At 19.8% G+C, this 23,796-nt stretch carries 26 protein-coding genes and 3 tRNA genes; 15 read left to right on the top strand and 14 right to left on the bottom strand.

The genetic code is table 11. From position 1 onward, the window contains the following. Positions 1-8: 8 nt before the first annotated feature. Positions 9-539: an ATP-dependent protease subunit HslV gene (hslV, locus tag RJX39_RS02130; protein ID WP_343192588.1), complete on the bottom strand. Its 531-nt coding sequence runs from the start codon at positions 537-539 to the stop codon at positions 9-11. Positions 540-774: 235 nt separating this feature from the next. Between hslV and rpmE the strand changes: the two genes are divergently transcribed. Next, positions 775-990 (top strand): 50S ribosomal protein L31, encoded by a 216-nt coding sequence (gene rpmE, locus RJX39_RS02125; RefSeq protein WP_343192587.1) that lies wholly within the window; start codon positions 775-777, stop codon positions 988-990. 8 nt (positions 991-998) lie between these two features. Here the strand turns inward: rpmE and RJX39_RS02120 are convergent. Next, a tRNA-Gly gene (locus tag RJX39_RS02120) sits at positions 999-1,071 on the bottom strand. 48 nt (positions 1,072-1,119) lie between these two features. After that, complete coding sequence (orn, locus tag RJX39_RS02115) at positions 1,120-1,659, bottom strand: oligoribonuclease (protein ID WP_343192586.1); 540 nt, start codon at positions 1,657-1,659, stop codon at positions 1,120-1,122. A gap of 169 nt (positions 1,660-1,828) precedes the next feature. Here orn and pgi point away from each other — a divergent pair, with 169 nt between their 5' ends. From pgi to dut, 9 genes are all read left to right on the top strand, one after another. Beyond that, a complete protein-coding gene (gene pgi, locus RJX39_RS02110) occupies positions 1,829-3,451 on the top strand; it encodes a glucose-6-phosphate isomerase (RefSeq protein WP_343192585.1) in 1,623 nt (540 codons plus the stop codon). 57 nt (positions 3,452-3,508) lie between these two features. Beyond that, positions 3,509-5,233, top strand: coding sequence for a DNA mismatch repair endonuclease MutL (gene mutL / locus RJX39_RS02105; protein WP_343192584.1), 1,725 nt, complete (start codon positions 3,509-3,511; stop codon positions 5,231-5,233). A 9-nt stretch (positions 5,234-5,242) separates the two neighbouring features. Beyond that, positions 5,243-6,196, top strand: a complete 954-nt coding sequence (miaA, locus tag RJX39_RS02100) for a tRNA (adenosine(37)-N6)-dimethylallyltransferase MiaA (protein ID WP_343192583.1) — start codon at positions 5,243-5,245, stop codon at positions 6,194-6,196. Positions 6,197-6,403: 207 nt separating this feature from the next. Beyond that, positions 6,404-7,696 carry an adenylosuccinate synthase gene (locus RJX39_RS02095; protein WP_343192582.1) on the top strand — a complete coding sequence of 431 codons (1,293 nt, stop codon included), beginning with the start codon at positions 6,404-6,406 and terminating at the stop codon, positions 7,694-7,696. A gap of 93 nt (positions 7,697-7,789) precedes the next feature. Next, positions 7,790-9,739, top strand: a complete 1,950-nt coding sequence (rnr, locus tag RJX39_RS02090; protein WP_343192581.1) for a ribonuclease R — start codon at positions 7,790-7,792, stop codon at positions 9,737-9,739. Positions 9,740-9,887: 148 nt separating this feature from the next. After that, on the top strand, positions 9,888-10,223 hold the full coding sequence (rpsF, locus tag RJX39_RS02085; RefSeq protein WP_343192580.1) for a 30S ribosomal protein S6: 336 nt from the start codon (positions 9,888-9,890) through the stop codon (positions 10,221-10,223). A gap of 67 nt (positions 10,224-10,290) precedes the next feature. After that, complete coding sequence (gene rpsR / locus RJX39_RS02080) at positions 10,291-10,518, top strand: 30S ribosomal protein S18 (RefSeq protein ID WP_343192579.1); 228 nt, start codon at positions 10,291-10,293, stop codon at positions 10,516-10,518. A 26-nt stretch (positions 10,519-10,544) separates the two neighbouring features. Beyond that, positions 10,545-10,994 carry a 50S ribosomal protein L9 gene (gene rplI, locus RJX39_RS02075; RefSeq protein WP_343192578.1) on the top strand — a complete coding sequence of 150 codons (450 nt, stop codon included), beginning with the start codon at positions 10,545-10,547 and terminating at the stop codon, positions 10,992-10,994. A 155-nt stretch (positions 10,995-11,149) separates the two neighbouring features. Continuing rightward, entirely contained in the window at positions 11,150-11,614 is a 465-nt protein-coding gene (dut, locus tag RJX39_RS02070; RefSeq protein WP_343192577.1) for a dUTP diphosphatase, read from the top strand. A 22-nt stretch (positions 11,615-11,636) separates the two neighbouring features. Here the strand turns inward: dut and pyrE are convergent, their stop codons facing one another. After that, positions 11,637-12,269, bottom strand: a complete 633-nt coding sequence (gene pyrE, locus RJX39_RS02065; RefSeq protein WP_343192576.1) for an orotate phosphoribosyltransferase — start codon at positions 12,267-12,269, stop codon at positions 11,637-11,639. Positions 12,270-12,379: 110 nt separating this feature from the next. Continuing rightward, positions 12,380-12,453, bottom strand: a tRNA-Ile gene (locus tag RJX39_RS02060). 123 nt (positions 12,454-12,576) lie between these two features. On the opposite strand from RJX39_RS02060, the gene RJX39_RS02055 reads away from it, so the two are divergent. Then, positions 12,577-12,649, top strand: a tRNA-Asn gene (locus RJX39_RS02055). Positions 12,650-12,659: 10 nt separating this feature from the next. On the opposite strand, the gene RJX39_RS02050 is transcribed toward RJX39_RS02055, so the two are convergent. After that, on the bottom strand, positions 12,660-12,980 hold the full coding sequence (locus tag RJX39_RS02050) for a DUF496 family protein (protein ID WP_343192575.1): 321 nt from the start codon (positions 12,978-12,980) through the stop codon (positions 12,660-12,662). A gap of 120 nt (positions 12,981-13,100) precedes the next feature. On the opposite strand from RJX39_RS02050, the gene sbcB reads away from it, so the two are divergent. Together sbcB and RJX39_RS02040 are read left to right on the top strand one after the other, a co-directional pair. Further along, positions 13,101-14,519 carry an exodeoxyribonuclease I gene (gene sbcB / locus RJX39_RS02045; RefSeq protein ID WP_343192574.1) on the top strand — a complete coding sequence of 473 codons (1,419 nt, stop codon included), beginning with the start codon at positions 13,101-13,103 and terminating at the stop codon, positions 14,517-14,519. A gap of 119 nt (positions 14,520-14,638) precedes the next feature. Further along, complete coding sequence (locus tag RJX39_RS02040) at positions 14,639-15,082, top strand: Hsp20 family protein (RefSeq protein WP_343192573.1); 444 nt, start codon at positions 14,639-14,641, stop codon at positions 15,080-15,082. Positions 15,083-15,174: 92 nt separating this feature from the next. Here RJX39_RS02040 and RJX39_RS02035 read toward each other — a convergent pair whose 3' ends face one another. The 6 genes from RJX39_RS02035 to dusA form a co-directional block, all read right to left on the bottom strand. Then, the gene (locus tag RJX39_RS02035) at positions 15,175-15,414 is read right to left on the bottom strand and encodes an oxidative damage protection protein (protein WP_343192572.1); all 240 of its coding nucleotides are present in this window, start codon (positions 15,412-15,414) and stop codon (positions 15,175-15,177) included. Between the two features lie 76 nt (positions 15,415-15,490). Further along, entirely contained in the window at positions 15,491-16,621 is a 1,131-nt protein-coding gene (gene hemW, locus RJX39_RS02030) for a radical SAM family heme chaperone HemW (protein WP_343192571.1), read from the bottom strand. Positions 16,622-16,654: 33 nt separating this feature from the next. Then, positions 16,655-17,077, bottom strand: coding sequence for a Holliday junction resolvase RuvX (gene ruvX / locus RJX39_RS02025; RefSeq protein WP_343192570.1), 423 nt, complete (start codon positions 17,075-17,077; stop codon positions 16,655-16,657). Between the two features lie 26 nt (positions 17,078-17,103). Next, a complete protein-coding gene (gene gshB / locus RJX39_RS02020) occupies positions 17,104-18,075 on the bottom strand; it encodes a glutathione synthase (RefSeq protein WP_343192569.1) in 972 nt (323 codons plus the stop codon). A 101-nt stretch (positions 18,076-18,176) separates the two neighbouring features. Beyond that, complete coding sequence (gene dnaB, locus RJX39_RS02015; RefSeq protein ID WP_343192568.1) at positions 18,177-19,568, bottom strand: replicative DNA helicase; 1,392 nt, start codon at positions 19,566-19,568, stop codon at positions 18,177-18,179. An 89-nt stretch (positions 19,569-19,657) separates the two neighbouring features. Next, complete coding sequence (dusA, locus tag RJX39_RS02010; protein ID WP_343192567.1) at positions 19,658-20,674, bottom strand: tRNA dihydrouridine(20/20a) synthase DusA; 1,017 nt, start codon at positions 20,672-20,674, stop codon at positions 19,658-19,660. 111 nt (positions 20,675-20,785) lie between these two features. On the opposite strand from dusA, the gene ssb reads away from it, so the two are divergent. Next, entirely contained in the window at positions 20,786-21,244 is a 459-nt protein-coding gene (gene ssb / locus RJX39_RS02005; protein ID WP_343192566.1) for a single-stranded DNA-binding protein, read from the top strand. A 3-nt stretch (positions 21,245-21,247) separates the two neighbouring features. Here the strand turns inward: ssb and RJX39_RS02000 are convergent, their stop codons facing one another. Next, positions 21,248-22,021, bottom strand: coding sequence for an alpha/beta fold hydrolase (locus tag RJX39_RS02000; protein ID WP_343192565.1), 774 nt, complete (start codon positions 22,019-22,021; stop codon positions 21,248-21,250). 101 nt (positions 22,022-22,122) lie between these two features. On the opposite strand from RJX39_RS02000, the gene RJX39_RS01995 reads away from it, so the two are divergent. Next, positions 22,123-22,704, top strand: a complete 582-nt coding sequence (locus RJX39_RS01995; RefSeq protein WP_343192564.1) for an NfuA family Fe-S biogenesis protein — start codon at positions 22,123-22,125, stop codon at positions 22,702-22,704. A gap of 24 nt (positions 22,705-22,728) precedes the next feature. Here the strand turns inward: RJX39_RS01995 and ansA are convergent, their stop codons facing one another. Further along, positions 22,729-23,742 (bottom strand): asparaginase, encoded by a 1,014-nt coding sequence (ansA, locus tag RJX39_RS01990; protein ID WP_343192563.1) that lies wholly within the window; start codon positions 23,740-23,742, stop codon positions 22,729-22,731. Positions 23,743-23,796 lie beyond the last annotated feature (54 nt).

Below are 23,796 nucleotides of genomic sequence, written 5' to 3'. Positions count from 1 at the left end.
CCTTTTTTTTACTTTTCTGAATCTAATTCTTTAATTGTGAAAGTGTGATTTGTATATATGCAAATATCTGCTGCAATACTTAATGATTTTCTTACAATTTCTAATGCACTAAGTTTGGTATTTTCCAATAAAGATCTTGCAGATGCTTGAGCGTAAGACCCACCTGATCCTATAGCTATTAGATCTTGTTCAGGTTTAATAACATCCCCGTTTCCAGTAATTATAAGTGAATTATTTTTATCAGATACAGCTAATATAGATTCTAATTTTCTTAAAATTTTATCTGTTCTCCAATCTTTAGCTAATTCTATTGCAGATCTTTTTAGTTGACCTTGATACATTTCTAACTTTTGTTCAAACAAACCAAATAAAGTAAAAGAATCTGCAGTACTTCCAGCGAAACCAGCTATTATTTGTTTTTTATAAAGATATCTAACTTTTTTAACATTACTTTTCATAACTGTATGACCTAAAGTAGCTTGTCCATCACCACCAATAACTACTTTTTTGTTTCTACGTACATTTAATATTGTAGTCACTTAAAAAAACCTTATTTTATTTTAACATTTAAATTTTTATTAAAAAAAATTATATATCATTTTTAATTTATTAAAAATAATTATTGAATAATATAATTCATTATTTTATTATATATTATATAGAGTAGTGTTTTTTTAATTAACATTAGAAAAAATTTTTATTTTTTTAAATAACTATAATAAGTTATAAACGAATTATAAAAAAATATCAAGATTTTTACTAAGAGAAAATAAAATGAAAAAAAATATACATCCAAATTACAAAAAAATAAAAGCACATTGTTCATGTGGCAATATTATACAGATATTTTCTACTATATCTAACACTAACAATATATCTCTTGATGTTTGTTCTAAATGTCATCCTTTTTATACTGGTAATCAACGTATAATGGACACAGGTGGGAGAGTTGAAAAATTTAACAAAAAATTTGAAAATTTGAAAATTTAAAAATAAAAAGCGGGAAACGAGATTCGAACTCGCGACCCCAACCTTGGCAAGGTTGTACTCTACCTGCTGAGCTATTCCCGCGTAAATAAACATTATACAAATATTTAATAAATATGCAAGTATTGACAATTATATTTTAATAAAATGTTTCCTATAAAATTTTAATTCATATATAGATTCCATTATATCTTCCATAGCCGAATGTTTATATTTTTTAAAAAATTTTTTAAATATATCAGGTTTCCAACGAACTGCTAATTCCTTTAAAGAACTTACATCAATAGATCTGTAATGAAAATATTTTTCTAAATTAGGCATATTTTTTGTTAAAAAAAATCTATCTTGACTTACAGTATTACCACACATAGGTGATGAATTATATGGAACCCATTTTTTCAAAAAATTTATAGTTTTTATTTCAGCTATTTTTTCATTATTTTTACTTTTCTTGATTTTTTCAATCAAACCAGTTGAAGAATGAATTTTTTGATTCCATTTGTTCATAAGTTTTAATGTTTCATAACTTTGGTGAATAACTAAATTTGGACCTTTAGATAAAATATTTAGGTTTTTATCCGTAATCACAGTAGCTATTTCAATAATTTTGTCTATATTAAAATTAATACCTGTCATTTCCAAATCAATCCATATTAAGTTTTTTTTATTCATTGTATTCCTATATTTTTTGAAAAAAAAATATGTTTAACATTTTGATGTTATTTTGTTTTGAATAACATTTATTATATAATTTATATATATTATTAATAAAAAAATTAATACAAATATTTTTTAAATAAAAAAATATGTTAAAATAAAAAAAAATAACTTTAAAATATAAATGAAAAATATTAACCCTACAAAAACCAAAACATGGAAAAAACTAGAAAAACATTTTAAAAAAATAAAATGCGAAAACATATATAATTTGTTTTGTAAAGATAAAGATAGATTTTCAAATTTCTCTTTAAATTTTGATAATAAATTTTTTGTAGATTTTTCTAAAAACCGTATTAATAAAAAGACAATAAAATTATTATTAAAATTGGCAAATGAATTTTCATTAAAAAAATCTATAAAAGAAATGTTTTGTGGTAAAAAAATAAACATAACAGAAAATAAATCTGTTTTACATACAGAATTAAGAAATAAAAAAAACATGTTTTTAAATAAAAAAAATGTTAACTCAACGATAAACAAAACATTAATTAAAATTAAAAGTTTTTCTGATAAAATAATAAATGGTAAAAAAAAAGGTTTTTCTAATAAAAAAATTACAGATATAGTTAATATTGGTATAGGAGGTTCAAACTTAGGACCTTTAATGGTAACAAAAGCATTACATACTTATAAAAATCATTTAAAAATTCATTATATATCTAATGTTGATGGAAATAAAATTTCAAAAATACTTAAAAAAATTAATTTTGAAAAAACTATATTTTTAATTTCTTCAAAAACTTTCTCCACTGATGAAACAATATATAATTCTAATACTTTTATTAAACATTTTTTAAAAGAAAAAATCAAAGAAAAATATATATATGAACATTTTATAGCTATAACATCTAATATTAAAAAAGCTAAAAATTTTGGTATCTTAAAAAAAAATATATTTGAAATTCCAAAGGAAGTTGGTGGTAGATATTCGCTGTGGTCTGCTGTAGGATTATCTATAAGTTTGTCAATTGGTTTCAAAAACTTTGAAAATCTATTACGTGGAGCTCATGCCATGGATATGCATTTTAAAAATACTCCTTTAAAAAAAAATATACCGGTTATTCTTGCACTTATTAGTATATGGTATAATAATTTTTTCAATTGTGAAACAGAAGCAATATTATCTTATGAAGGATCTTTATATCATATAATAAGTTATTTACAACAAGCTTATATGGAATCTAATGGAAAAAATTATACTAGAAACTTAAAAAAAACAAAATGGCAAACTGGGCAAATTATATGGGGCGGTATTGGTACTAATGCACAACATGCATTTTTTCAATTGTTACATCAAGGTACAAAATTGATTCCATGTGATTTTATAATTTGTATAAATGAAAAACATAAGTTTAATATGCATCATTTAAAATTATTATCTAATTTTTTATCTCAAACAAAAGCATTAGCTTTTGGGGATAATCATGTTTTTGAAATCAAAAACAAAATAAAAAAGAAAAAATTTGCAACTTTTGAAGGAAATAAACCTAGCAATTCTATACTCATAGATCATTTAAATCCTTATAATTTAGGAATTTTATTGTCAATGTATGAACATAAAATATTTACTCAAGGTGTTATTTGGAATATATGTAGTTTTGATCAATGGGGAGTGGAATTAGGAAAAAATATAGCTGAATCTATTTTTTCAGAAATAAAAAAAAGAAAAATTAATAATAAACATGATAGTTCTACTTTAGGATTATTTAAATTAATAACAAAAAAAAAATTAAAAAATAATTAAATTTATATATTTATTAATAACTATTTGAAATATATACTAATATTTAATTAATCATGTATGAATAATATAAAAATTCTTCCAGAAATAATTATTAAACAAATTGCAGCAGGAGAAGTTATCCATAGACCTTCATCTGTAGTAAAAGAATTGATAGAAAACAGTTTGGATGCAAAATCTACTAAAATATCCATATTTTTATCATACGGTGGTTTAGAATCAATAATTGTGAATGATAATGGAGAAGGTATAAATTATAAAAATTTACAAATAATAGCGACAAGTCATGCCACAAATAAAATATTTTGTTTAAAAGATTTGTTGTCTATTAAAACTTTTGGTTTTAGAGGAGAAGCTTTATCAAGTATTAAATCTGTTTCTAATTTATCTATTGTATCTTGTACGAAAAACAACAACAAAGGATATAAAATATTTTTTACTGAAAATAACGTTTTAAAAATAGAACCTTGCCCACATCCTAAAGGAACTACTGTTTATGTTAATAATTTATTTCATAATATACCTATAAAAAGAAATTTTATAAAAAATTATTACATAGAACTTAAAGATATACAAGAAACAATACGTCGTTTATCATTATCATGTTTAAATGTTAAATTTTTTATAAATTATAATAATGAAAATTTAAAAAAATATTTTTTCTTTAATAATTATATAAAAACTGATAAATATATTAAAAAAATATTAAAATATAAAAGAGACAATTTTTTTATTAAAATATTTAATTGTATAAAAAACATTAGTTTACAAGGTTGGATAGTTTTATTTAAGAATAAAAAAAAATATGTAAAAAATATAAAATATTTTTATGTTAACAATAGATTTGTTAATTCTAGTTTTATAAAAAAAATTATTAATACTAATTTACAAAAAAAAATTAAAAATAATTATAAATTAAATTATATATTATATTTAAATGTACCATATGAGGACATTTGTATTAATATACATCCTGACAAATCTAAAATTAATTTTTTATTTGAAAACATTGTATATAATTTCATATATAAAACATTAAAAAATAAATTAACCAAACTTTTAAAAAAAAATATTTTTTACAAAACAAACATAATTTTAGAAAATAAACACCTATGTAAAAAAAAACATAATAAAAAATTAAAATTAAAAAGTGAAAATTATTCATATTTTATAAATATAAATAAAGAAATATTTAACATTAATTTTATAAAAAAAAAAAAATATTCTTGTAAGAAAAATTATTATGGTAAAATATTGTATAGCAATTGTTTTAATTATGTTATTGTTCAAAAATATGGAAAATTAGCAATAATATCTATTAAAATTGCAAAATACTTCTTACGTCAAGTTATGTTTGATTTTCCTAAAAAAAAATTTTTTCATAAAGTTTTACTAATATTACCTTATAAAATAAAAATAAATGATTTAGAAAAAAAAACATTGAAAAATAATATTATTTTATTATTTAGATTAGGAATTACTTTTTTTATTAAAAAAAAAATATTATTAATAAAAACATTACCCTTTCTTTTGAAAACAAAAAACATAGAATACGTAATAAAAGAAATTTTAATTTATCTTAAAAAAAATAATAAAAATTTTAAAGAAACATTATATGAATTATCAAAAATTACAAAATTGAACATTAACAAATGGTATAACTTACATGCATTAGAAACATTAATTGTATTAGAAAAAAAATTTCCTTTTTTGTTGAAATTTCCGCCTAAATATTTTTTTAGATATATAAATATGAAAAATCTTATTGATATGTTAAAAACATGAGTAACTTATATGAACAAAAAACCTTTTGTTATATGTTTAATGGGAACTACAGCTTCTAAAAAAACTAAGTTGGCTATTAAATTAACTAATTATTTACCTGTAGATATAATTAGTGTTGATTCAGCATCTATTTATAAATATTTAAATATAGGTACAGACAAACCTTCATATAAAGAATTATCTGAAATACCTCATAAATTAATAAATATAAAAGAACCTTATGAAAGCTATTCAGTAATTAACTTTTTTCATGATGCATTAGAAGAAATTAATTTATCTATAAATAATAATAGAATACCACTATTAGTCGGTGGTTCAATGTTATATTACAAAGTTTTAATGGAAGGTATATCAAATATATTACCAAAAAAAAATATCATTTTTCGAAAAAATATTCATTCATATAGTAAAAAATTAGGTTTTAAGAACCTACATAATCATTTAAAAATAATTGATCCTATATCTGCAAAAAGAATAAATAAAAATGATATTTTTAGAATTATAAGATCTTTAGAAGTATTTTATATAACTAAAAAAAAAATGAGTGAGATATTTAAAAAAAAAAATAAAATTAAAAAAATACCTTATAATTTCCTAAAATTTGCTATCGTACCTAATAGTAAATTTTTGTTACATAGAAATATAGAGAAAAGATTTAAAAAAATGTTATCTATGGGATTTCAAGAAGAAGTAGAAAAGATTATTAATTGTAATAATGTAAAATATAATATGCAATCTATGAATTGCATTGGATACCGTCAAATGTGGCAATATATAGATGGTAAAATATCATATAATACTATGATAGAAAAATCTGTTAATTTAACAAAAAATTTAGCTAAAAAACAACTTACATGGTTAAAAAAATGGAAAAACATTTATTATTTGAAAAAAGAAAGTATTATTAAAAATATTGAATTATTATTAAATTGTGTAAATATATATAAAAATATTTACATTTAATATAAATTATTAAATAATAAAAAAATAAACATATCTTTTTAAATTAAAAAATAAAAAACAATAGATATAAAATTATTTATTTAAGTTAATTTTATATGAAATTAATAAAATTAATAAAAAAAATAAAAATAAATCATTCTTAATTTTTAATTTTTTTACGTGATATAATTTAATTAAGTTTTAATATGAAAAAAAACAGGTATAAATATGACTAATATAGTAATATTAGGTACACAATGGGGTGATGAAGGAAAAGGAAAAATAGTTGACATGTTAACACATAATGTAAAATATGTTGTTCGTTATCAAGGAGGAAATAATGCTGGACATACTTTAATTCATAATAACAAAAAAATTATATTACACTTAATTCCTTCTGGTATTTTGCATAAAAATGTTTTTGTAATACTTGGAAATGGAGTGGTTATATCTCCTAAAGCAATGTTGCAAGAGATAAATATGTTAAAAAAATTTGGTTTTTATGTAGAAAATAGAATAAAAATATCATCATCATGTCAACTAATATTAGATTTTCATATAGCTTTAGATATAGCTAGAGAAAATAAAGATATTAAAAAATCAATTGGAACAACTTTAAAAGGTATTGGTCCAGCTTATGAAGATAAAATATCTAGAAGAGGTTTTATGGTGTCTGATTTAGAAAATTATAATAACATGGTTCTTAAATTAAAGGATATTACAAAATATTATAATAATCAATTAAAATATATATATAAAACAAAAACAATAGATTATAATATAATTTTGAAAGAAATAAACGAAAATAGAAAAATGCTACTAAATATGGTTGAAGATATTCCTAATATTTTAGAAAAAGCTACTAAAAAAAAAGAATCTATTATTTTTGAAGGTGCTCAAGGTTCTTTATTAGATATCGATCACGGAACATATCCTTATGTAACTTCTTCAAATACTGTTGTAGGTGGAGCATTAACTGGTAGTGGGATAGGAATTAAAAATATAGATCATGTGGTAGGAATTGTTAAATCATATTCAACAAGAGTAGGTAATGGTCCTTTCCCAACAGAGTTAAAAAATAAAACAAATGATTATTTAGTTAACAAAGGTCAGGAATATGGATCTACTACTGGAAGAAAAAGAAGAACTGGATGGTTAGATATAGTTCTTTTAAGAAGATCGATACAATTAAATTCTATCTCATCTATTTGTTTAACAAAAATAGATGTTCTTGACGAACTTAAAAAAATAAAAATTTGTATTTATTACAAAAACAAAAAAACTAAAAAAATTTTTTCACATTTTCCAATTTTACAAGATTGGAATGTTATAGAACCAATATATAAAATATTACCTGGTTGGCAAAAAAATACATATGGCATAAAATCTATGTCAAAATTACCAAAAAAAGCAATAGATTATATTAATATTATTCAAAAACTATTAAAAATTCCTGTTGATATTATTTCTACTGGCCCAGATAGATCACATACAATAATAAATTATAATATATTGAATTAAAATATAGTAATTTTTATAAAAAAAACTCAATTAATTTTATTAAATATGTATTTAATTTATAAAAATTAATAAAATTTATATAATTATAATATTATGAAACAAAAAATAAAAATAAATAAACTATCAAAAAAAAAAATAGGTTTTATTACAGGTTATATATCAGTAAATAAAAAAGGTTATATAGCTTTAAAAAACAAAAATAATAAAATAAAATTTATTATATCATGTAATAAAATAAATAATTTTATACATGGTGATAAAGTACTATGCAAAATAGTTAAAAAATATAAAAACGGGAATTGTGATGTTAAAATAATAAAAATTATTAAAAAGTTTAATAAATTAATAATAGGAAAATTTTTTTTAAAAAAAAAAAAATATTATGTTATACCTCATAATAAAAAATTTGATTTTTTTATTTTTATTAAAAATAATGATTTAAATATTAAAAATAATAATTTTGTAAGTGTTAAAATAACTAAAAGACCATCTTATAAAAAAAAAGCAGAAGGTATTATTGTTAAATTTTTATCTAAAAAAATGAACATGATGTTAGCGATAAAAATTTTAGTAAATGATAATAATATACCGCACATATGGTCAAAAAATATAAAAAAACAACTTAAAAAAATAAAAACAAAAATATTAAAAAAAACAACAAATTATAGAAAAGATCTAAGAAAATTACCTTTAATTACAATAGACGAAGAAAACGCTAAAGATTTTGATGATGCTATATATTGTAAAAAAATAAGTAACATTGGATGGAATTTATATGTTGCTATAGCAGATGTTAGTTATTACATAAAACCTAACACACCTTTAGATATAGAAGCTAAAAAAAGAGGAAACTCTATATATTTTCCAAACAAAGTTATACCCATGTTACCAAAAAAATTATCTAATAACATATGTTCTTTGATTCCTAATGTAGATCGTTTGTGTCTTGTATGTAAAATTAAAATATCAAATACAGGAGAAGTAATTAAATATAAATATTATGAAGCTATTATAAAATCTAGATTTCGATTAAAATATAATGAAATAATAAAAATATGGGATGGCAATTTTAAATATCGTAACAAATACAAAAAAATAGCGAATGATATTGATGAATTATTTAATATTTATAAAGTTTTGAACAAATGTCAAAAAAATAGAGGTTATATTCCTTTTGAAACTATGGAATCTGATTTTATTTTCAAATCTAAATGTAACGTAAAAAATATTAAATTGTTTGAAAGAAATGAAGCACATAAATTAATTGAAGTAATTATGGTTTTAGCAAATTCACTAACAGCTTCTTTCATATTAAAAAATAAAAAAAAAACATTATTTAGACATCATGAATATCCTAGTCAAAAAAAAACTTATCTTTTAAAAAAAATATTAAAAAAATGGGGGTTGCAATTAACAGGAGGTATACAACCTAAACCCAAACATTATGCAAAATTATTAAAAATAATATTTTATAGACCTGATAAAAATATTATACAAAACGTTATTTTAAGGTCTATGAAACAAGCAAAATATTCTAGAAAAAATACAAAACATTTTGGTTTATCATTACCATCTTATACACATTTTACCTCACCTATTAGACGTTATACTGATATATTAGTACATAGAGTTATAAAAAACATAATATACAAAAATAAACATAATAAGATAAATTATTCATCTTTTAAAATTGATTTATTAGCTAATCATTGTTCTATGACTGAAAAAAGAGCAGATAAAATTACCAGGTATATAGAAGACTTTTTAAAATGCACATTATTAAAAAAATATATAGGTAAACAAATTTATGGATACATTTCTAATGTAACTTCTTTTGGTTTTTTTGTGCAAATAGAAAAATTTTTTATTGATGGTTTGGTACATATTAAAAATTTAAAAAAAGATTATTATTATTTTGATGAAATAAAATTACAGTTAATAGGAAAAATTTTAAAAAAAAAATATAGTATAGGTGATAAAGTTAAAGTAAAAATTTCAAAAGTAAACATAGATAATAATAATATAGATTTACTTATCAAGTGAACAAAATATATATATACTATATATCATTATAAAAATATATAATGTATAATATCTTAAATTATGTATTTTAACATAACAAATATTTTAATAAATAGTAATTAATTATAAAATTTTAATTAAAAAACAAATATTATAAGGTTCTTGATATATGAATCATTACGAAATTATATTAATGTTTAATCCTGATACTAACGAAAAAATACAAAAAACAATTTTAAAATATAATGAATTAATTTATAATAATAAAGGAATTATACATAGATTTGAAGATTGGGGAAGAAGGCAAATGGCTTATTCAATTAACAAATTACATAAAGCTCATTATATTCTTATGAATATTGAAACATCTACAAAATTTATAAAAAAATTAGAAATAGAGTTTAGATTTAACAGATCAATTATTAGATCAATGATTATGAAAACTAAAAAAGCAATTAATACATCTTCAATAATGGTTTGTTCAAAACATGAAAAAAATGTTTGAAACATTATTTAAAAATTAATAAATAGCAATTGTTTATTTAAAAAAAAATAATAATGAGGTCAATAAAATGAATCGTTTTTTTAGAAGAAGAAAATTTTGTCGTTTTATATCAGAAGGTATAAAAGAAATAGATTACAAAGATATATCTCTATTAAAAAATTATATTACTGAAGGTGGCAAAATAGTTCCTAGCAGAATAACTGGTACTAGTTCTAAATACCAACGTCAATTAGCTACTTCAATTAAAAGAGCTAGATATTTAGCTTTAATACCTTATACTGATCAACATAAATAAAATAATATTAGTAAAAAATAAAACATATGAAAATAATATTACTTGAAAAAATTGAAAAATTAGGTAACAAAAACGAAAAAGTAAATGTAAAAGCAGGATACGCAAGAAATTACCTATTACCTAAACAAAAAGCAATATTGGCAACAACTAAAAATTTAGAAAAATTAAAAAATGAAGAAAAAAAACAAAAACAAAAAATATCTGAAAAAATAATAATAGCTAAAAATAAAATTAAAAAAATTAAAAAAATAGGTATGCTAGTTATCTCCTCTAAATCAAGTAAAGATGGTAAATTCTTTGGATCAATAGGAGTAAGAGAAATTATAAAAAAATTAAATTCTTTAGGAATAAAAGCATCTAAAAAAGAAATAAATCTTCCTAATGGACCATTACGTAACATAGGAAAACATATTGTTTTATTTAAACCTCATAATGAAATTTCAACAAAGTTTATAATTAATGCAATAAAAGAATAAACAATATATATAATTCAATAAATTAGTATTAATATACATTTTTTATAAACAATATAAATTTTTTTATTATTTTAAATTTAAAACAAAAAATATAAATATTAATTAATTTTGAAAATTACATTTATATAATTTCATAAAGAGGTACTGAAAAAATTATGTTTTTAGATAAAAAAATAAAAATTATTATTTTAGACAAAAGGTTAGGAAAACAATTTCCAAAACCAGAATATACAACCAAGGGATCAGCAGGAATAGATATAAGAGTATGTAATTATAAAAAAATAGAATTAAAACCTAACAAAAACATATTACTTCCTACAGGAATATCAATTAAAATGTATACCTCAAATATTGCAGGAATGATTATCCCAAGATCAGGACTGGCACATTATCATGGCATAGTTTTAGGAAATTTAGTGGGACTGATAGATTCAGATTATACAGGAGAAATTATGTTATCTATTTGGAACAGAGGAGAAAAAGATTTCTTTATAAATCCAGGAGATAGATTAGCACAAATAGTATTTTTAAATATTATTAGATCTAATTTAAATTTTAGTAAAAATATTATTAAAAAAAAAAGAAATAATAAAGGATTTGGTCACACAGGATATAAATAGAAAATAAAAAAATTATATTTTATTAATCAATTATAACATTCCAGTAATCACTATATTGTTTTTTGTTTTTTCGTAAGTATGATATAATATCTGATATAGTGATAATAGAAAAAATGCTTAAATGTTTTTTATAAGATGATATATTATTATATCTAAATGATTTTTTATCAAATATATTTTCTTTTCTATCTATGGCAACTAATATATAATTTACTTTAGCATATTTATATTTGTTAATTATTTTAATAGATTCTTTTATAGAAGTTCCAGTGGTTATTACATCATCTAATATCAAAACATTACCTTTAATTTTATCTCCAACTAAAATTCCTTGCTCTCCATGTTTTTTTTTTTCTTTTCTATTGAAACAATATCCTATATTTAATTTATATTTTTTTGCTAATTCTATTGCTGTTGATAATATTATAGGTATTCCTTTATATGCAGGACCAAAAATTAAATTAAATTTTATTTTTAAATCTATAATAGCTTTTGCATAAATTTTTCCTAGAAAACACAAATCTTTACCTTTATTGAATAAACCGAAATTAAAAAAATATTTACTATAAATTCCAGACTTTAATTTAAATGATCCAACACTAAGTATCTTTTTTTTTAATATAAATTTAATAAAATCTGTTTTGTAGGATTCCATGTTATTTCTCTAAATAATTTTTATATTAAAAATATATTTTTTATTAATATATACAATATAACAACAAATATTTGTTAGTATTAAAATATAAAATCAATTTTAAAAAATATTGGCCCTTGCTGGACTTGAACCAGCGACCTAGCGATTATGAGTCGCTTGCTCTAACCAACTGAGCTAAAGAGCCTTTAATATTCTTTATTATAAATTAAAATTGTTAATTAATCTAGATATCTTTTCATTTATTACAAAAAAAAAAACTTGACAAAATATAAATTAAATATATATAATGATTTTCTGTTTAATTTATTCCTCCGTAGTTCAGTTGGTAGAACGGCGGACTGTTAATCCGTATGTCACTGGTTCAAGTCCAGTCGGGGGAGTTAATTTTTGTTAATTATCTTTATTACTTTTCATTTGTTTTATTTTTTTGATTATACACCTTCTTTCTTTGGATAAATCAGCGTTTTTTACTATATAATCATCTATTCTATCTTTATAATCATTTTGCATACTTTTTATTATGTTATTAATATCCTCAGTTACCATATTAGGTTTGATATATTCACTTAAATTTTTTAGCAACAAAACTCTTTTTTTATTATCTCTAATTTTTTTTTCTATATCATTAATTTCTCTTTTTATTTTATTTTTTCTTCTAAAAATTTTTACGAATTCTAACACAGACTTGAATGTTTTTTTTTCTAATGTCATCTAATATATCCTATTTTAAATTTTATAAAGAAAACAACAATTTATGTTATTTTATACAATTTTATAATATTTCATGCTATTTTATTTTGATATGAGCATAAAGATAACATGTATTTATATATGATGAAAAAAAAATCTACTTTTTTATTTTATGATTATGAAACTTTCGGTACAAACCCATGCAAAGATAAAATAGCACAATTTGCTTCTATTCGTACTGATAAAAATTTTAACATAATTGAAAAACCTGTAGTTTTATATTGTAAAATTCCAGAATATTATATACCTAATCCAGATTCAATTTTGATAACAGGTATTTTGCCAACATATGTAAATTATCATGGATTAAATGAATCTGAATTTTCTAAAAATATTTACAATATAATGAAAAAACCTAATACTTGTATTGTTGGTTATAATAATATAAATTTTGATGATGAATTTACTAGAAATATTTTTTACAGAAATTTTATTGATCCATATGAATGGAGTTGGAGAAAAAATAATTCTCGATGGGATATATTAAATTTAGTTATTGCTTGTTATGTTTTAAGACCATTTAAAATAAAATGGTTCATTAAAAAAAATAAACAAGTGAGTTTGAAACTTGCTCATTTAATTAAAATCAATAATTTAAATTTCAATCAACCTCATGATGCTTTAAATGATGTTTATTCAACGATAAGCATTGCTAAATTAATAAATAATAAACAAAAAAAACTTTTTAGTTTTTTTTTTAATTATAGAAAGAAAAGAAAATTAGTTGAGTTAATAAATATTTTTTATATGACTCCTTTAATACATATTTCTACATTATACAACAAAAGCAAGTATATGAGTATAATATTACCTGTTATATGGCATAAATATTATACAAATTCTTTAATTTATTTTAATTTAAATGAAAATATTAAAAACTTTTTTGAAATATGTGAAAAATATAAAAATAAAAAAAAATTAAATTTTATAGAAATAATAAAAAAAAACAAATCTTTAAATATATTAAATGTAAATAAATGTCCTATTTTTGTACCTTTAAAATTTTTCAATGTAAAAAAATTTTTAAATTTTAATATAAATTATAAATATTGTTTAAAAAATTTAAAATTAATAAAACAAAAAAAAAATTTAAAAGAAATTATTTTAAATTTATTTAAAATAAAAATAAATAATTATTCATCAGATGTTGAGCTACAACTATATAACAATTTTTTTGAAGAAAAAGATAAAAAAATTATAAAAAAAATAAGAAATATGAAAAATATCAATGAAATACAAAAAATAAATTTTAACAATTATGATAATAGAATTAAAAAACTGTTATTTAAATATAAATATATAAATTTTTATAAAGATATTAAAAAAACAGATAAAAAAATATGGCAAAAATACTGCAAAAGAAAAATAAAAAAAAAAATTACTATTTATTATCAAAAAATAGATGAATTAATGTTAAAATATAAAAAAAACAAAAAAAAAAAAAAAATATTAACACAAATAAAAGAATATTATATTTATTTAAATAATTTAACTTCTTAAAAAATATTTTTTAATAAACACTTGAAAAAGCTTACATATATTATTATATCTAAAATTATGAATATAGAATTAAGATAAATAATTAATAATAAAAATTATATAGATTAAAGGAGTTATGTATGTCTTCTAATTATTTGCCTTTCATTTCTTCTTTTAATAATAATTTATTATCTGATAGATTTAATCAAATAGATAAGATGTTTAGTAGATTAACAGGAGAAAAACCTTTACATAATATTCCTAATTATGATTTTTTTCGTAAAAAAAATGGTGATTATGAGTTAAATATAGTAGTTGCTGGTTATAAAGAAGAAAATCTAAATATTTCAGTTCAAAATAATAAATTGAATATTTCAGGTGAGTTAAAAAAAAATAATAAAAATAAAAATATAAAATGGTATCATAAAGGAATAAAAAAAAAATCTTTTTCATGTGATTTTAAATTATCTCATGAAATTAAAGTTAAATTAGCAATATTAAAATACGGTATATTAAAAATTATTTTTAATTACAAAATACCAGAAAAAGAAAAAACAGAAAAAATAACAATACAAAAAAAATAGAGATAATATTTTTGTTATTTAAATAATTTATTTTATAAAATATTGCCGTATAGTATTTTGGAATAATTACGGCAATGTTTTTTAAATAAAAATCATTTTATTTTTATTTTTAAAAATTCTTTCATTTGTATCTCTAATGTTTTTTTGTGTTCATCATTTCTTGTGTCTATATTTTTTTCATTAATTATTATAGTTTGCCTAGATAACCATAAAAACCATGCTTTTTTAGATATATGTTTATATATATAAATACCTAATTTACCAGGATAAGTTTTTTCTTGTAATCCTTCTGACTTTTTTTTTAAAAAATGGCAAAATATTGTTCTTTTCATAAATAACCCAAAATTATGTATTTAAATAGTAAAATTACAATTTTTTTTAATAAATAATCAAATATTTTAATATTAACTAAGGTAAAAAAAATTCTAACAAATTATTTAAATATAATTTACCTTTTTTTGTTGTTTCCCAACTATTTTTTTTTTCAATAATATAACCATTAATTTTAGCTTTTTTTATAGCATAAAAAAATTTTTTATTTTTTTTTATTTTGAATTTTTCGAAAAAATTTTTAGAAACATGTTCATATAATCTTAGTTTATTTATAAAATATTCAAAAATTTTATCTTTAGATTTAACTAAATAAGATTTATGTATATAATTATTATTCATATAATCTAATATACGTTTTTTTTTAATAATTCTGGTTATATCACCATCCAAGTTTGTAAATTTACTATGAGATCCACACCCTATTCCTATATAATCTCCAAATCTCCAATAATTTAAATTATGTTTACATTTGTATATATTTTTATAACAATATGAAGAAATTTCGTATTGTTTATAATTATTATCGACAATTATTTTATGGCCTTCATTAAAAATTTTCCATAAAATTTCATCTTTTAGCAAATTATTTTCCTTATGAAATAATAATGTATTTTTTTCAATACTTAATTGATACCAAGAAATATGGGGTGGTTTTAATTGTATAAGTTTTTTAACATCATATATAGATTCTTTAATATTTTGATTTGGCAAACTATGTATAATATCAATGTTAAAATTTTTAAAATTCATTTTTTTTATTATTTTTATTGCTTTTTTTGATTGTTTTGTATCATGTGTCCTACCTAACATTTTTAGTTTTTTGTTATTGAAAGTTTGAATACCAATAGATATCCTATTAATACCTGACTTTTTATATTGATAAACTTTATCTAAAGTAATATCATTAGGATTTACTTCTATTGTAATTTCAGCATTATTAGATATTTCTATCATTTTTTTTATTTTATATAACATTTTGTCAATTATAGATGATTTTAGAATGCTTGGTGTACCTCCTCCTATAAATATGGTTTTAATTTTTCTATTTTGTACAAAAGATAAATTATCTTTTAAATCTAGTAGTAAATGTTTTAAATATCTTTTTTCTGGAATTTTTTCATATGTATATGAATTAAAATCACAATATATACATTTTTTTTCACACCATGGTATATGTATATATAGACTTAAATTAGGTAATTTCATGTGTATATTTTATTATTAATAACTTTTATTTTTTTATTTTTTGTTGGTTAACTGGTATAACCAACTATTTAAGATTATTAAAGATGATACAGAATTTACCATATTTTTGCTTAATGATTTAAAACCTTTTTTTTCATTAAATAAAATATGTTTTGCTTCTACTGTTGTTAATCTTTCATCATGTAATATTATTGGTATTTTGGTTTTTTTATATAATAATTTGACAAATTCGTTAACTAAAAAATTCATTTTTTGTTTATTACCGTTCATATTTAATGGATTACCAACAATTATTTTCGCAGGTTTCCATTCATTTATAATTTTATTGATTGCAATCCAATTTATTTTTTTTTTGAACATTTGAATAGATTTTAATGGATAAGAAGTATGTGTAATTAATTGTCCTATAGATACTCCTATATTCTTTGTTCCATAATCGAAACACATTATTAACATAAAATACATTTCCTATATGATATTTTTTATATTAAATTTCTTTTTTTTATTTCTTTCTCTAACTCATCTAAAAAAATACTACTAATAGATAATTTAGATTTTTTAGATATTTCACAAATACAAGTTGGACTAGTTATGTTAATTTCAATTAATTTTTTTCCTATTATATCTAATCCCATAAAAAACAATCCTTTATTTTTCATTTTAGAAGATACTATTTTTGCTATTTTATAATCATTTTCGTTTAAAACTTGTAATTTACCTATACCACCTTTAGCTAAATTACCTCTATTTTCTCCTAATTTAGGTATTCTAGCTAAACAAAAAGGAATAATTTTTTTATTTATTATAAGAACTCTTTTGTCTCCTTTTTTAATATCCGGTATGTATTTTTGAACAACACAATATTTATTGCCATTATTAGTCATAGTTTCGCTAATAACTGAAAAATTATAATCGTTATTTTTTATTCTAAAGATAGATTCTCCTCCCATACCATTTAAAGGTTTTAATATTATATCTTTATGTTTTATCCAAAATTTTTTTATTTCTTTTATATTGCTTGTAATTAATGTTTTTGGAGTTATTTTATAAAATAATGATGCAAATATTTTTTCATTGTAATCTCTTAAAGCTTTTGGTTTATTTATTATAAGTGTATTGTTTTTTTTTTCAGAAATTTCTAATATGTATGTAGCATATATAAACATTTGATTTACAGGAGGTTCTTTACGCATTAAAATAACATCAAAATGAGATAATGGTCTAGTTTTTTTTTCTAATAAATTAAACCACTTTTTTTTGTTTTGTGAAACATTTAATTTTGATGAGATAGCATATGGAACATTATTTTTTAAAAATAAATTTTTTATTTTAATATAAAACAAATCAAAGTTACGTTTTTGTGATTCTAATAATATTGCAAAACTTGAGTCTTTGTTTATATTTATATTATTAATAGAATCCATTATTATTCCAATTTTAATTTTTTTAGGCATTATTTTAATTTTTTATATGTTTGTAAAAAATATTATATATATACAATATTTTATTGATTTATTAATTAAAGTTATTTGTAACAATAAATATTATTTTTTAGTTATTCATCTCCATATCTATAACCAAAATAATTATCAAATCTAGACCAATGTCCATTGAAAGTTAATTTTACTGTTCCTATTGGTCCGTTTCTTTGTTTTCCTATAATGATTTCTGCTATTCCTTTTAAATCACTATTTTCATGATAAACTTCATCTCTATAAATAAACATAATTAAATCAGCATCTTGTTCTATTGAACCTGATTCTCTTAAATCTGAATTTAAAGGTCTTTTATCAGATCTTTGTTCAACTAAACGATTTAATTGAGATAATGCAATTATAGGTACTTTTAGTTCTTTTGCTAATGATTTCAACATTCTAGAAATCTCAGATATTTCTAAATTTCTATTTTCTGATAAAGAAGGAAGTTTCATTAATTGTAAATAATCTATCATAATCAAACTTAATCCATTATGTTCTCTATATATTCTACGAGATCTTGATCTAACTTCATGAGGAGTTAATCCAAAAGAATCATCAATATACATATTTTTTTTCTTTAATAATATATTTATTGTACTTGATATTCTTTCCCAATCCTTATTTGTTAGTTTACCATTCCTTATATATGATTGATCAACTCTAGATAATGATGATAACATACGTAACATTATTTGTTCCACTGGCATTTCTAAACTAAATATTAACACTGGTTTTTTATAAGTCATTGCTGTGTTTTCACAAATATTCATAGCGAAAGTAGTTTTTCCCATTGATGGTCTCCCAGCAATGATAATTAAATCAGATTTTTGTAAACCAGAAGTTACTTTGTTAAGATCTGGATATCCAGTATTAATACCAGTTATTCCATTATTATTTTTCGACAATTTTTCCAAAGTAGTAATAGTTGAATCTAATATTTGTTTAATATTTTTAGGACCATAATTTTTAACATATCTTTTTTCAGCTATTTTGAAAACAGAAGATTCTGCATAATCTAATAATTGCTCGCTATTTCTTCCTTCAGGGTTATATCCAATATTTGCTATTTTTTTAGATACTTTAATTATTTCTCTTATGATTGCTCTTTCTCTTACTATATCAGCATATGCATTAATATTAGCAACACTGGGTGTATTTTTTGATAACTCTGCTAAATAAGAAAATCTACCTACATTATCTAATTTACCTTTTTGTTCCAACGATTCAGACAATGTAATTAAATCTATAGGATTTCCTTTATCTAATAATTTTTCCATTTCTTCAAAAATTATTTTGTGAGGTTTACTGAAAAAATCATCAGCTTTTATACGTTCAGATACTGTTTCCCATTGATTGTTATCTAACATTAATCCTCCTAATACTGATTGTTCAGCTTCTAAAGAATGAGGAGGTATTTTTAATCCTATTATTTTTTTTTCATATTTATTTTTTAATTTATCAAATAACATTTTTTATAAAATGCCTATTTTATTTTTAATAATAATTGTTATAAATTTTTAATAAAAATTTGATCGTTTATAATAAAATATTTTATTATTTATAATTCTAAATATAGTTTTTTTATTTTTTTTATTGTTTCTTTTATATTTTCAATATTATTATTTTTTTGTGTTACTGTTTTTTTCCACATTGAAGAAAATGGTTTAGAATGAAATAAGCCTATCATTGGTTTTAAGATTGATAATGAATTGTTTTTTTTTATATTTTTTTTTATGTAAGGATACATGCTTTCAATAACATCAAAAATGTTTTTTTTTTTTTTTTTAAAAAAAAAATTATCTATTTTTGCTAATAAAGATGGTTTTTTATATGCTGTTCTTCCCATCATTATTCCATCAACAATAGATAAATGTTTTTTAGATTCTTTTAAAGATTTTATTCCCCCGTTTATTATTATTTTTAAGTTAGGAAAATTTTTTTTTATTTTATATACGAATTTATAATTTAATTTTGGTATTGTTAAATTTTTTTTTGTTTTATCTAATGATAAATTAGCATTTCTAGCATGAATTATAAATGTATTACATTTAGTAGATTCTGATATTTTACCAATAAAATCTTGCAAAAAATTATAATTAGTATTATTAATTCCTATACGAGTTTTTATAGTTAATGGAAGATCAACTGTATCTTCCATAGATTTTAAACAATCTATTATAATTTCAGGTTTTTTCATTAAAATTATGCCAAAATTTCCTAATTGAGCTTTTTTAGATGGACATCCAACATTAATATTTATTTCGTCAAAATTTGAATCATAAGCTAATTTAGAGCATATTTGAAAATGTTTATAATTTGATCCTCCTAATTGAATAGCCACAGGTTTTTCATATTTTTTTTTGTATTTAATATTTTTTTTATTTTTTCCAAATATTATAGATTGTGTAGTCAACATTTCTGTATATAAAAAAGCATATTTAGTTAATTTTCTGTGAAAATATCTACAATGTCTATTGGTCCAATTTAACATTGGCGCAACACAAAATTTGTGATCATATTTTTTCATTTTTTTTAAATAATAAATATTTAAATATCTGTCTAAATATTTTATCATATAACTTATATTTTATTAATAAATATTATAATATTATAATTAATAAAATAATTTAAAAAAAAACATTTTATGTTATAATTATTATAAAATAACTTAAAAGAAATAATAAATATGTCTACAAGAGGAATAAATAAAGTAATATTAATTGGCAATTTAGGACAGGATCCAGATGTCAGGTATATGCCTAATGGTAAAGCTGTTACTAATTTAACAGTAGCTACTTCAGAAAATTGGAAAGATAAAAAAACTGGTGAAAGAAAAGAAAAAACAGAATGGCATAAAATAGTTATTTTTGGTAAGTTAGCTGAAATAGCTGGTCAATATTTAAAAAAAGGATCTCAAGTATATTTAGAAGGATCTTTACAAACCAGAAAATGGCAAGATCAAAATGGAAACGATAGATATACAACAGAGATTATTATTAATATAGGAGGAACAATGCAAATGTTAGGTAGCAATAGAAATAATAAATCTAATTTTTTAAATAATAATGATCAAAAAAATATTGTGGATAATAAAATCAAAGAAGAAAATTCTAATATAGATTTTGATGATGAAATTCCATTCTAATATTTATTTTTTTTTTAAATTTTTAATAAAATTAATAATAATACTATTAAAAATTTTAGGTTGAGAAATGAAAGGAGCATGAGCTGCATGTTTTATAATTTTTGAATATGTATTTTTATTGTTTTTATCTAATATTTTTACAATACTTTTAGGTATTATTTTATCATGTTCTCCATAAATGCGTAATACAGGTATTTTAAAAAATATTTTTTTTTTTCTTAAATCTTCATATAAAAAAATTTTTTTAATATCTTTTAAGATATTATATGATATTTTTTTATTATTTATTCTTTTTTTTATAAAAAAATTATAGTTTTCATTTTTATAAATAAAAACATTTGATAACATAAATTTTTTAATGTACAAATCAGTATTTTTTTTTAGTTCATTAAACATTTTATTTATATTTTTAATTGTAATACCAGGCCATTTTTTTTTTAAAACAAAACATGGAGAAGACGCAACAATTACCAAAGCTTTTATATAATCAGGATATAATAACGCAATTTTATTTACTATCAAACCTCCTAAAGACCATCCTAACCATACAGAATTTTTTGGAACAATATTATATATTAATCTAGAAACATATTCTAGAGATTTAAAATTAATGTTTTTGTTTTTACCAAAACCAGGTAAGTCAATTAAATATAATGTAAAATTTTTTTTTAAATATGGAATATTTAAATACCATACTTTGTTATTGAAACCTAAACCATGTATCATTATTAAATTAGTTTTTCCATTACCTATTATTTTATATATAAATTTATTCAAATTGTCTCTCTTTTATAATAAAAATAATTATTAAAATATTGTATATTTTTTTTTATTATTATATAATTTTATTTTAACTAATAATACAAAAAAAATATTTTATGATTAATATTACTTATAAAGCTCAAAAATATTTTTATAATCTTTTAAAAGAACAGAACAAAAATACAGGTATAAAAATTTTTGTTATTAATCCAGGAACTTCTTACGCAGAATGTGGTGTTTCATATTGCTCAAACAAAAAAATATCTAAATCTTATTTAAAACTAAAATATGATAAATTTAATATTTATATAGAAAAAAAAAGTAAACCATATTTAAAAAACTCAAAAATAGATTTATTAATAAATAAATATGAAACAAAATTAACTATGATAGCTCCTATGGCTAAAAAAAAATTAAGTAATTATAGTAAAAATGAATCTTTAGTTAATCAGATAAAAAAAATGTTAAAATTAGATATTAATCCTATGTTAATGTTACATGGAGGGAAAGTATCCTTAGTAAAGATAGATAATAAAAAATATGCAATATTGAAATTTAGTGGTGGGTGTAATGGATGTTCTATGATAAATTTAACTTTGAAAAATAGCATCGAAAAAAAAATGTTAAAAATATTCCCAGAATTATCAGGAGTGAAAGATATTACAGAACATAATAGGGGTTTACATTCTTATTATTAATACACAAAGCAATACTGTTTTTTATTATGGTGTTAACTCACCACGTAGGTTTTTTTGCATTTTTTTACAAATTTTTTTAAAAGATAATTTTTTGTTACTTAATAAAAATTGTAATTTAGTTATAGTAGCTTCTAATGTTAAATCATAACCGCTAATAACTCCTGCTTTTATTAATGAATGACCTGTTGCATAATTTTTCATATTAACTTTTCCTTTTATGCATTGTGTTAAGTTAATAATAACTATATTTTTTTTATTAACAGCTTCTTTTAACTTATTTATAAAGTTATTATTTTGAGGAGCATTTCCTATCCCATATGAACATATAATTAATGCTTTAACAGGTTGTAATAAAAAATTATTGATTATTTGTGTATCAATTCCTGGATATATAGTAATAATACCTATTGGTTGTTTTACAATAGAACGTATTTTTAATTTTTTATCGCTCTTTTTATTTTTTTTAAACATTGTTTTTATATTTATACCAGTCTTAATTAATGGAGGAAAATTAGGAGAAATAAAAGCATTAAATCCATATGCACTAGCTTTAGTGGTTCTATTACCTCTATATAAAACATTATGAAAAAATATAGTAACTTCATTAACAGGATAATAATTGGCGATAAATAATGAGTTTAATAAATTTGATTTTCCATCTGATCTAACTTCAGAAATAGGTATTTGAGATCCAGTTATAATTACAGGTTTATTTAAATTTTCTAAAATAAAAGATAAAGCAGAAGCTGTGTAAGCCATTGTGTCTGTTCCATGTAAAATTATAAAGCCATCATAATAAATATAATTTTTTTTGATATCATCAGCAATTGTTTTCCAATCCTTAGGTGTCATATTAGATGAATCTATTAATGGGTAATATTCATTAAAATAAAAATGTGGCAAGTTTGCACTATAGAATTCTTTTGTATTAAATAATTGTTTTTTTAAATAGTTATATTTTGGGATATATCCATTTTTTGATTTTACCATACCTATGGTACCACCTGTATATGCAATATATATATATTTTTTTTTCATATTTTAATCCATATTTAATTAAAATTATTATGTTACACAAAATTTATTTTTTAA

This window comes from Buchnera aphidicola (Taiwanaphis decaspermi), assembly GCF_039405155.1.
GTDB classification, from domain to species: Bacteria; Pseudomonadota; Gammaproteobacteria; order Enterobacterales; family Enterobacteriaceae; genus Buchnera_M; species Buchnera_M aphidicola_B.
Note: the sequence above shows the minus strand (reverse complement) of the source record. Positions and strands in the feature narration are given on the sequence as shown.

Excerpts from the sequence above, each read along its gene's own strand:
- rpmE (WP_343192587.1), top strand. The coding sequence starts at position 775 with ATGAAAAAAAATATACATCCAAATTACAAAAAAATAAAAGCACATTGT.
- orn (WP_343192586.1), bottom strand. The coding sequence starts at position 1,659 with ATGAATAAAAAAAACTTAATATGGATTGATTTGGAAATGACAGGTATT.
- pgi (WP_343192585.1), top strand. The coding sequence starts at position 1,829 with ATGAAAAATATTAACCCTACAAAAACCAAAACATGGAAAAAACTAGAA.
- mutL (WP_343192584.1), top strand. The coding sequence starts at position 3,509 with ATGAATAATATAAAAATTCTTCCAGAAATAATTATTAAACAAATTGCA.
- miaA (WP_343192583.1), top strand. The coding sequence starts at position 5,243 with ATGAACAAAAAACCTTTTGTTATATGTTTAATGGGAACTACAGCTTCT.
- RJX39_RS02095 (WP_343192582.1), top strand. The coding sequence starts at position 6,404 with ATGACTAATATAGTAATATTAGGTACACAATGGGGTGATGAAGGAAAA.
- rnr (WP_343192581.1), top strand. The coding sequence starts at position 7,790 with ATGAAACAAAAAATAAAAATAAATAAACTATCAAAAAAAAAAATAGGT.
- rpsF (WP_343192580.1), top strand. The coding sequence starts at position 9,888 with ATGAATCATTACGAAATTATATTAATGTTTAATCCTGATACTAACGAA.
- rpsR (WP_343192579.1), top strand. The coding sequence starts at position 10,291 with ATGAATCGTTTTTTTAGAAGAAGAAAATTTTGTCGTTTTATATCAGAA.
- rplI (WP_343192578.1), top strand. The coding sequence starts at position 10,545 with ATGAAAATAATATTACTTGAAAAAATTGAAAAATTAGGTAACAAAAAC.
- dut (WP_343192577.1), top strand. The coding sequence starts at position 11,150 with ATGTTTTTAGATAAAAAAATAAAAATTATTATTTTAGACAAAAGGTTA.
- pyrE (WP_343192576.1), bottom strand. The coding sequence starts at position 12,269 with ATGGAATCCTACAAAACAGATTTTATTAAATTTATATTAAAAAAAAAG.
- RJX39_RS02050 (WP_343192575.1), bottom strand. The coding sequence starts at position 12,980 with ATGACATTAGAAAAAAAAACATTCAAGTCTGTGTTAGAATTCGTAAAA.
- sbcB (WP_343192574.1), top strand. The coding sequence starts at position 13,101 with ATGATGAAAAAAAAATCTACTTTTTTATTTTATGATTATGAAACTTTC.
- RJX39_RS02040 (WP_343192573.1), top strand. The coding sequence starts at position 14,639 with ATGTCTTCTAATTATTTGCCTTTCATTTCTTCTTTTAATAATAATTTA.
- RJX39_RS02035 (WP_343192572.1), bottom strand. The coding sequence starts at position 15,414 with ATGAAAAGAACAATATTTTGCCATTTTTTAAAAAAAAAGTCAGAAGGA.
- hemW (WP_343192571.1), bottom strand. The coding sequence starts at position 16,621 with ATGAAATTACCTAATTTAAGTCTATATATACATATACCATGGTGTGAA.
- ruvX (WP_343192570.1), bottom strand. The coding sequence starts at position 17,077 with ATGTTAATAATGTGTTTCGATTATGGAACAAAGAATATAGGAGTATCT.
- gshB (WP_343192569.1), bottom strand. The coding sequence starts at position 18,075 with ATGCCTAAAAAAATTAAAATTGGAATAATAATGGATTCTATTAATAAT.
- dnaB (WP_343192568.1), bottom strand. The coding sequence starts at position 19,568 with ATGTTATTTGATAAATTAAAAAATAAATATGAAAAAAAAATAATAGGA.
- dusA (WP_343192567.1), bottom strand. The coding sequence starts at position 20,674 with ATGATAAAATATTTAGACAGATATTTAAATATTTATTATTTAAAAAAA.
- ssb (WP_343192566.1), top strand. The coding sequence starts at position 20,786 with ATGTCTACAAGAGGAATAAATAAAGTAATATTAATTGGCAATTTAGGA.
- RJX39_RS01995 (WP_343192564.1), top strand. The coding sequence starts at position 22,123 with ATGATTAATATTACTTATAAAGCTCAAAAATATTTTTATAATCTTTTA.
- ansA (WP_343192563.1), bottom strand. The coding sequence starts at position 23,742 with ATGAAAAAAAAATATATATATATTGCATATACAGGTGGTACCATAGGT.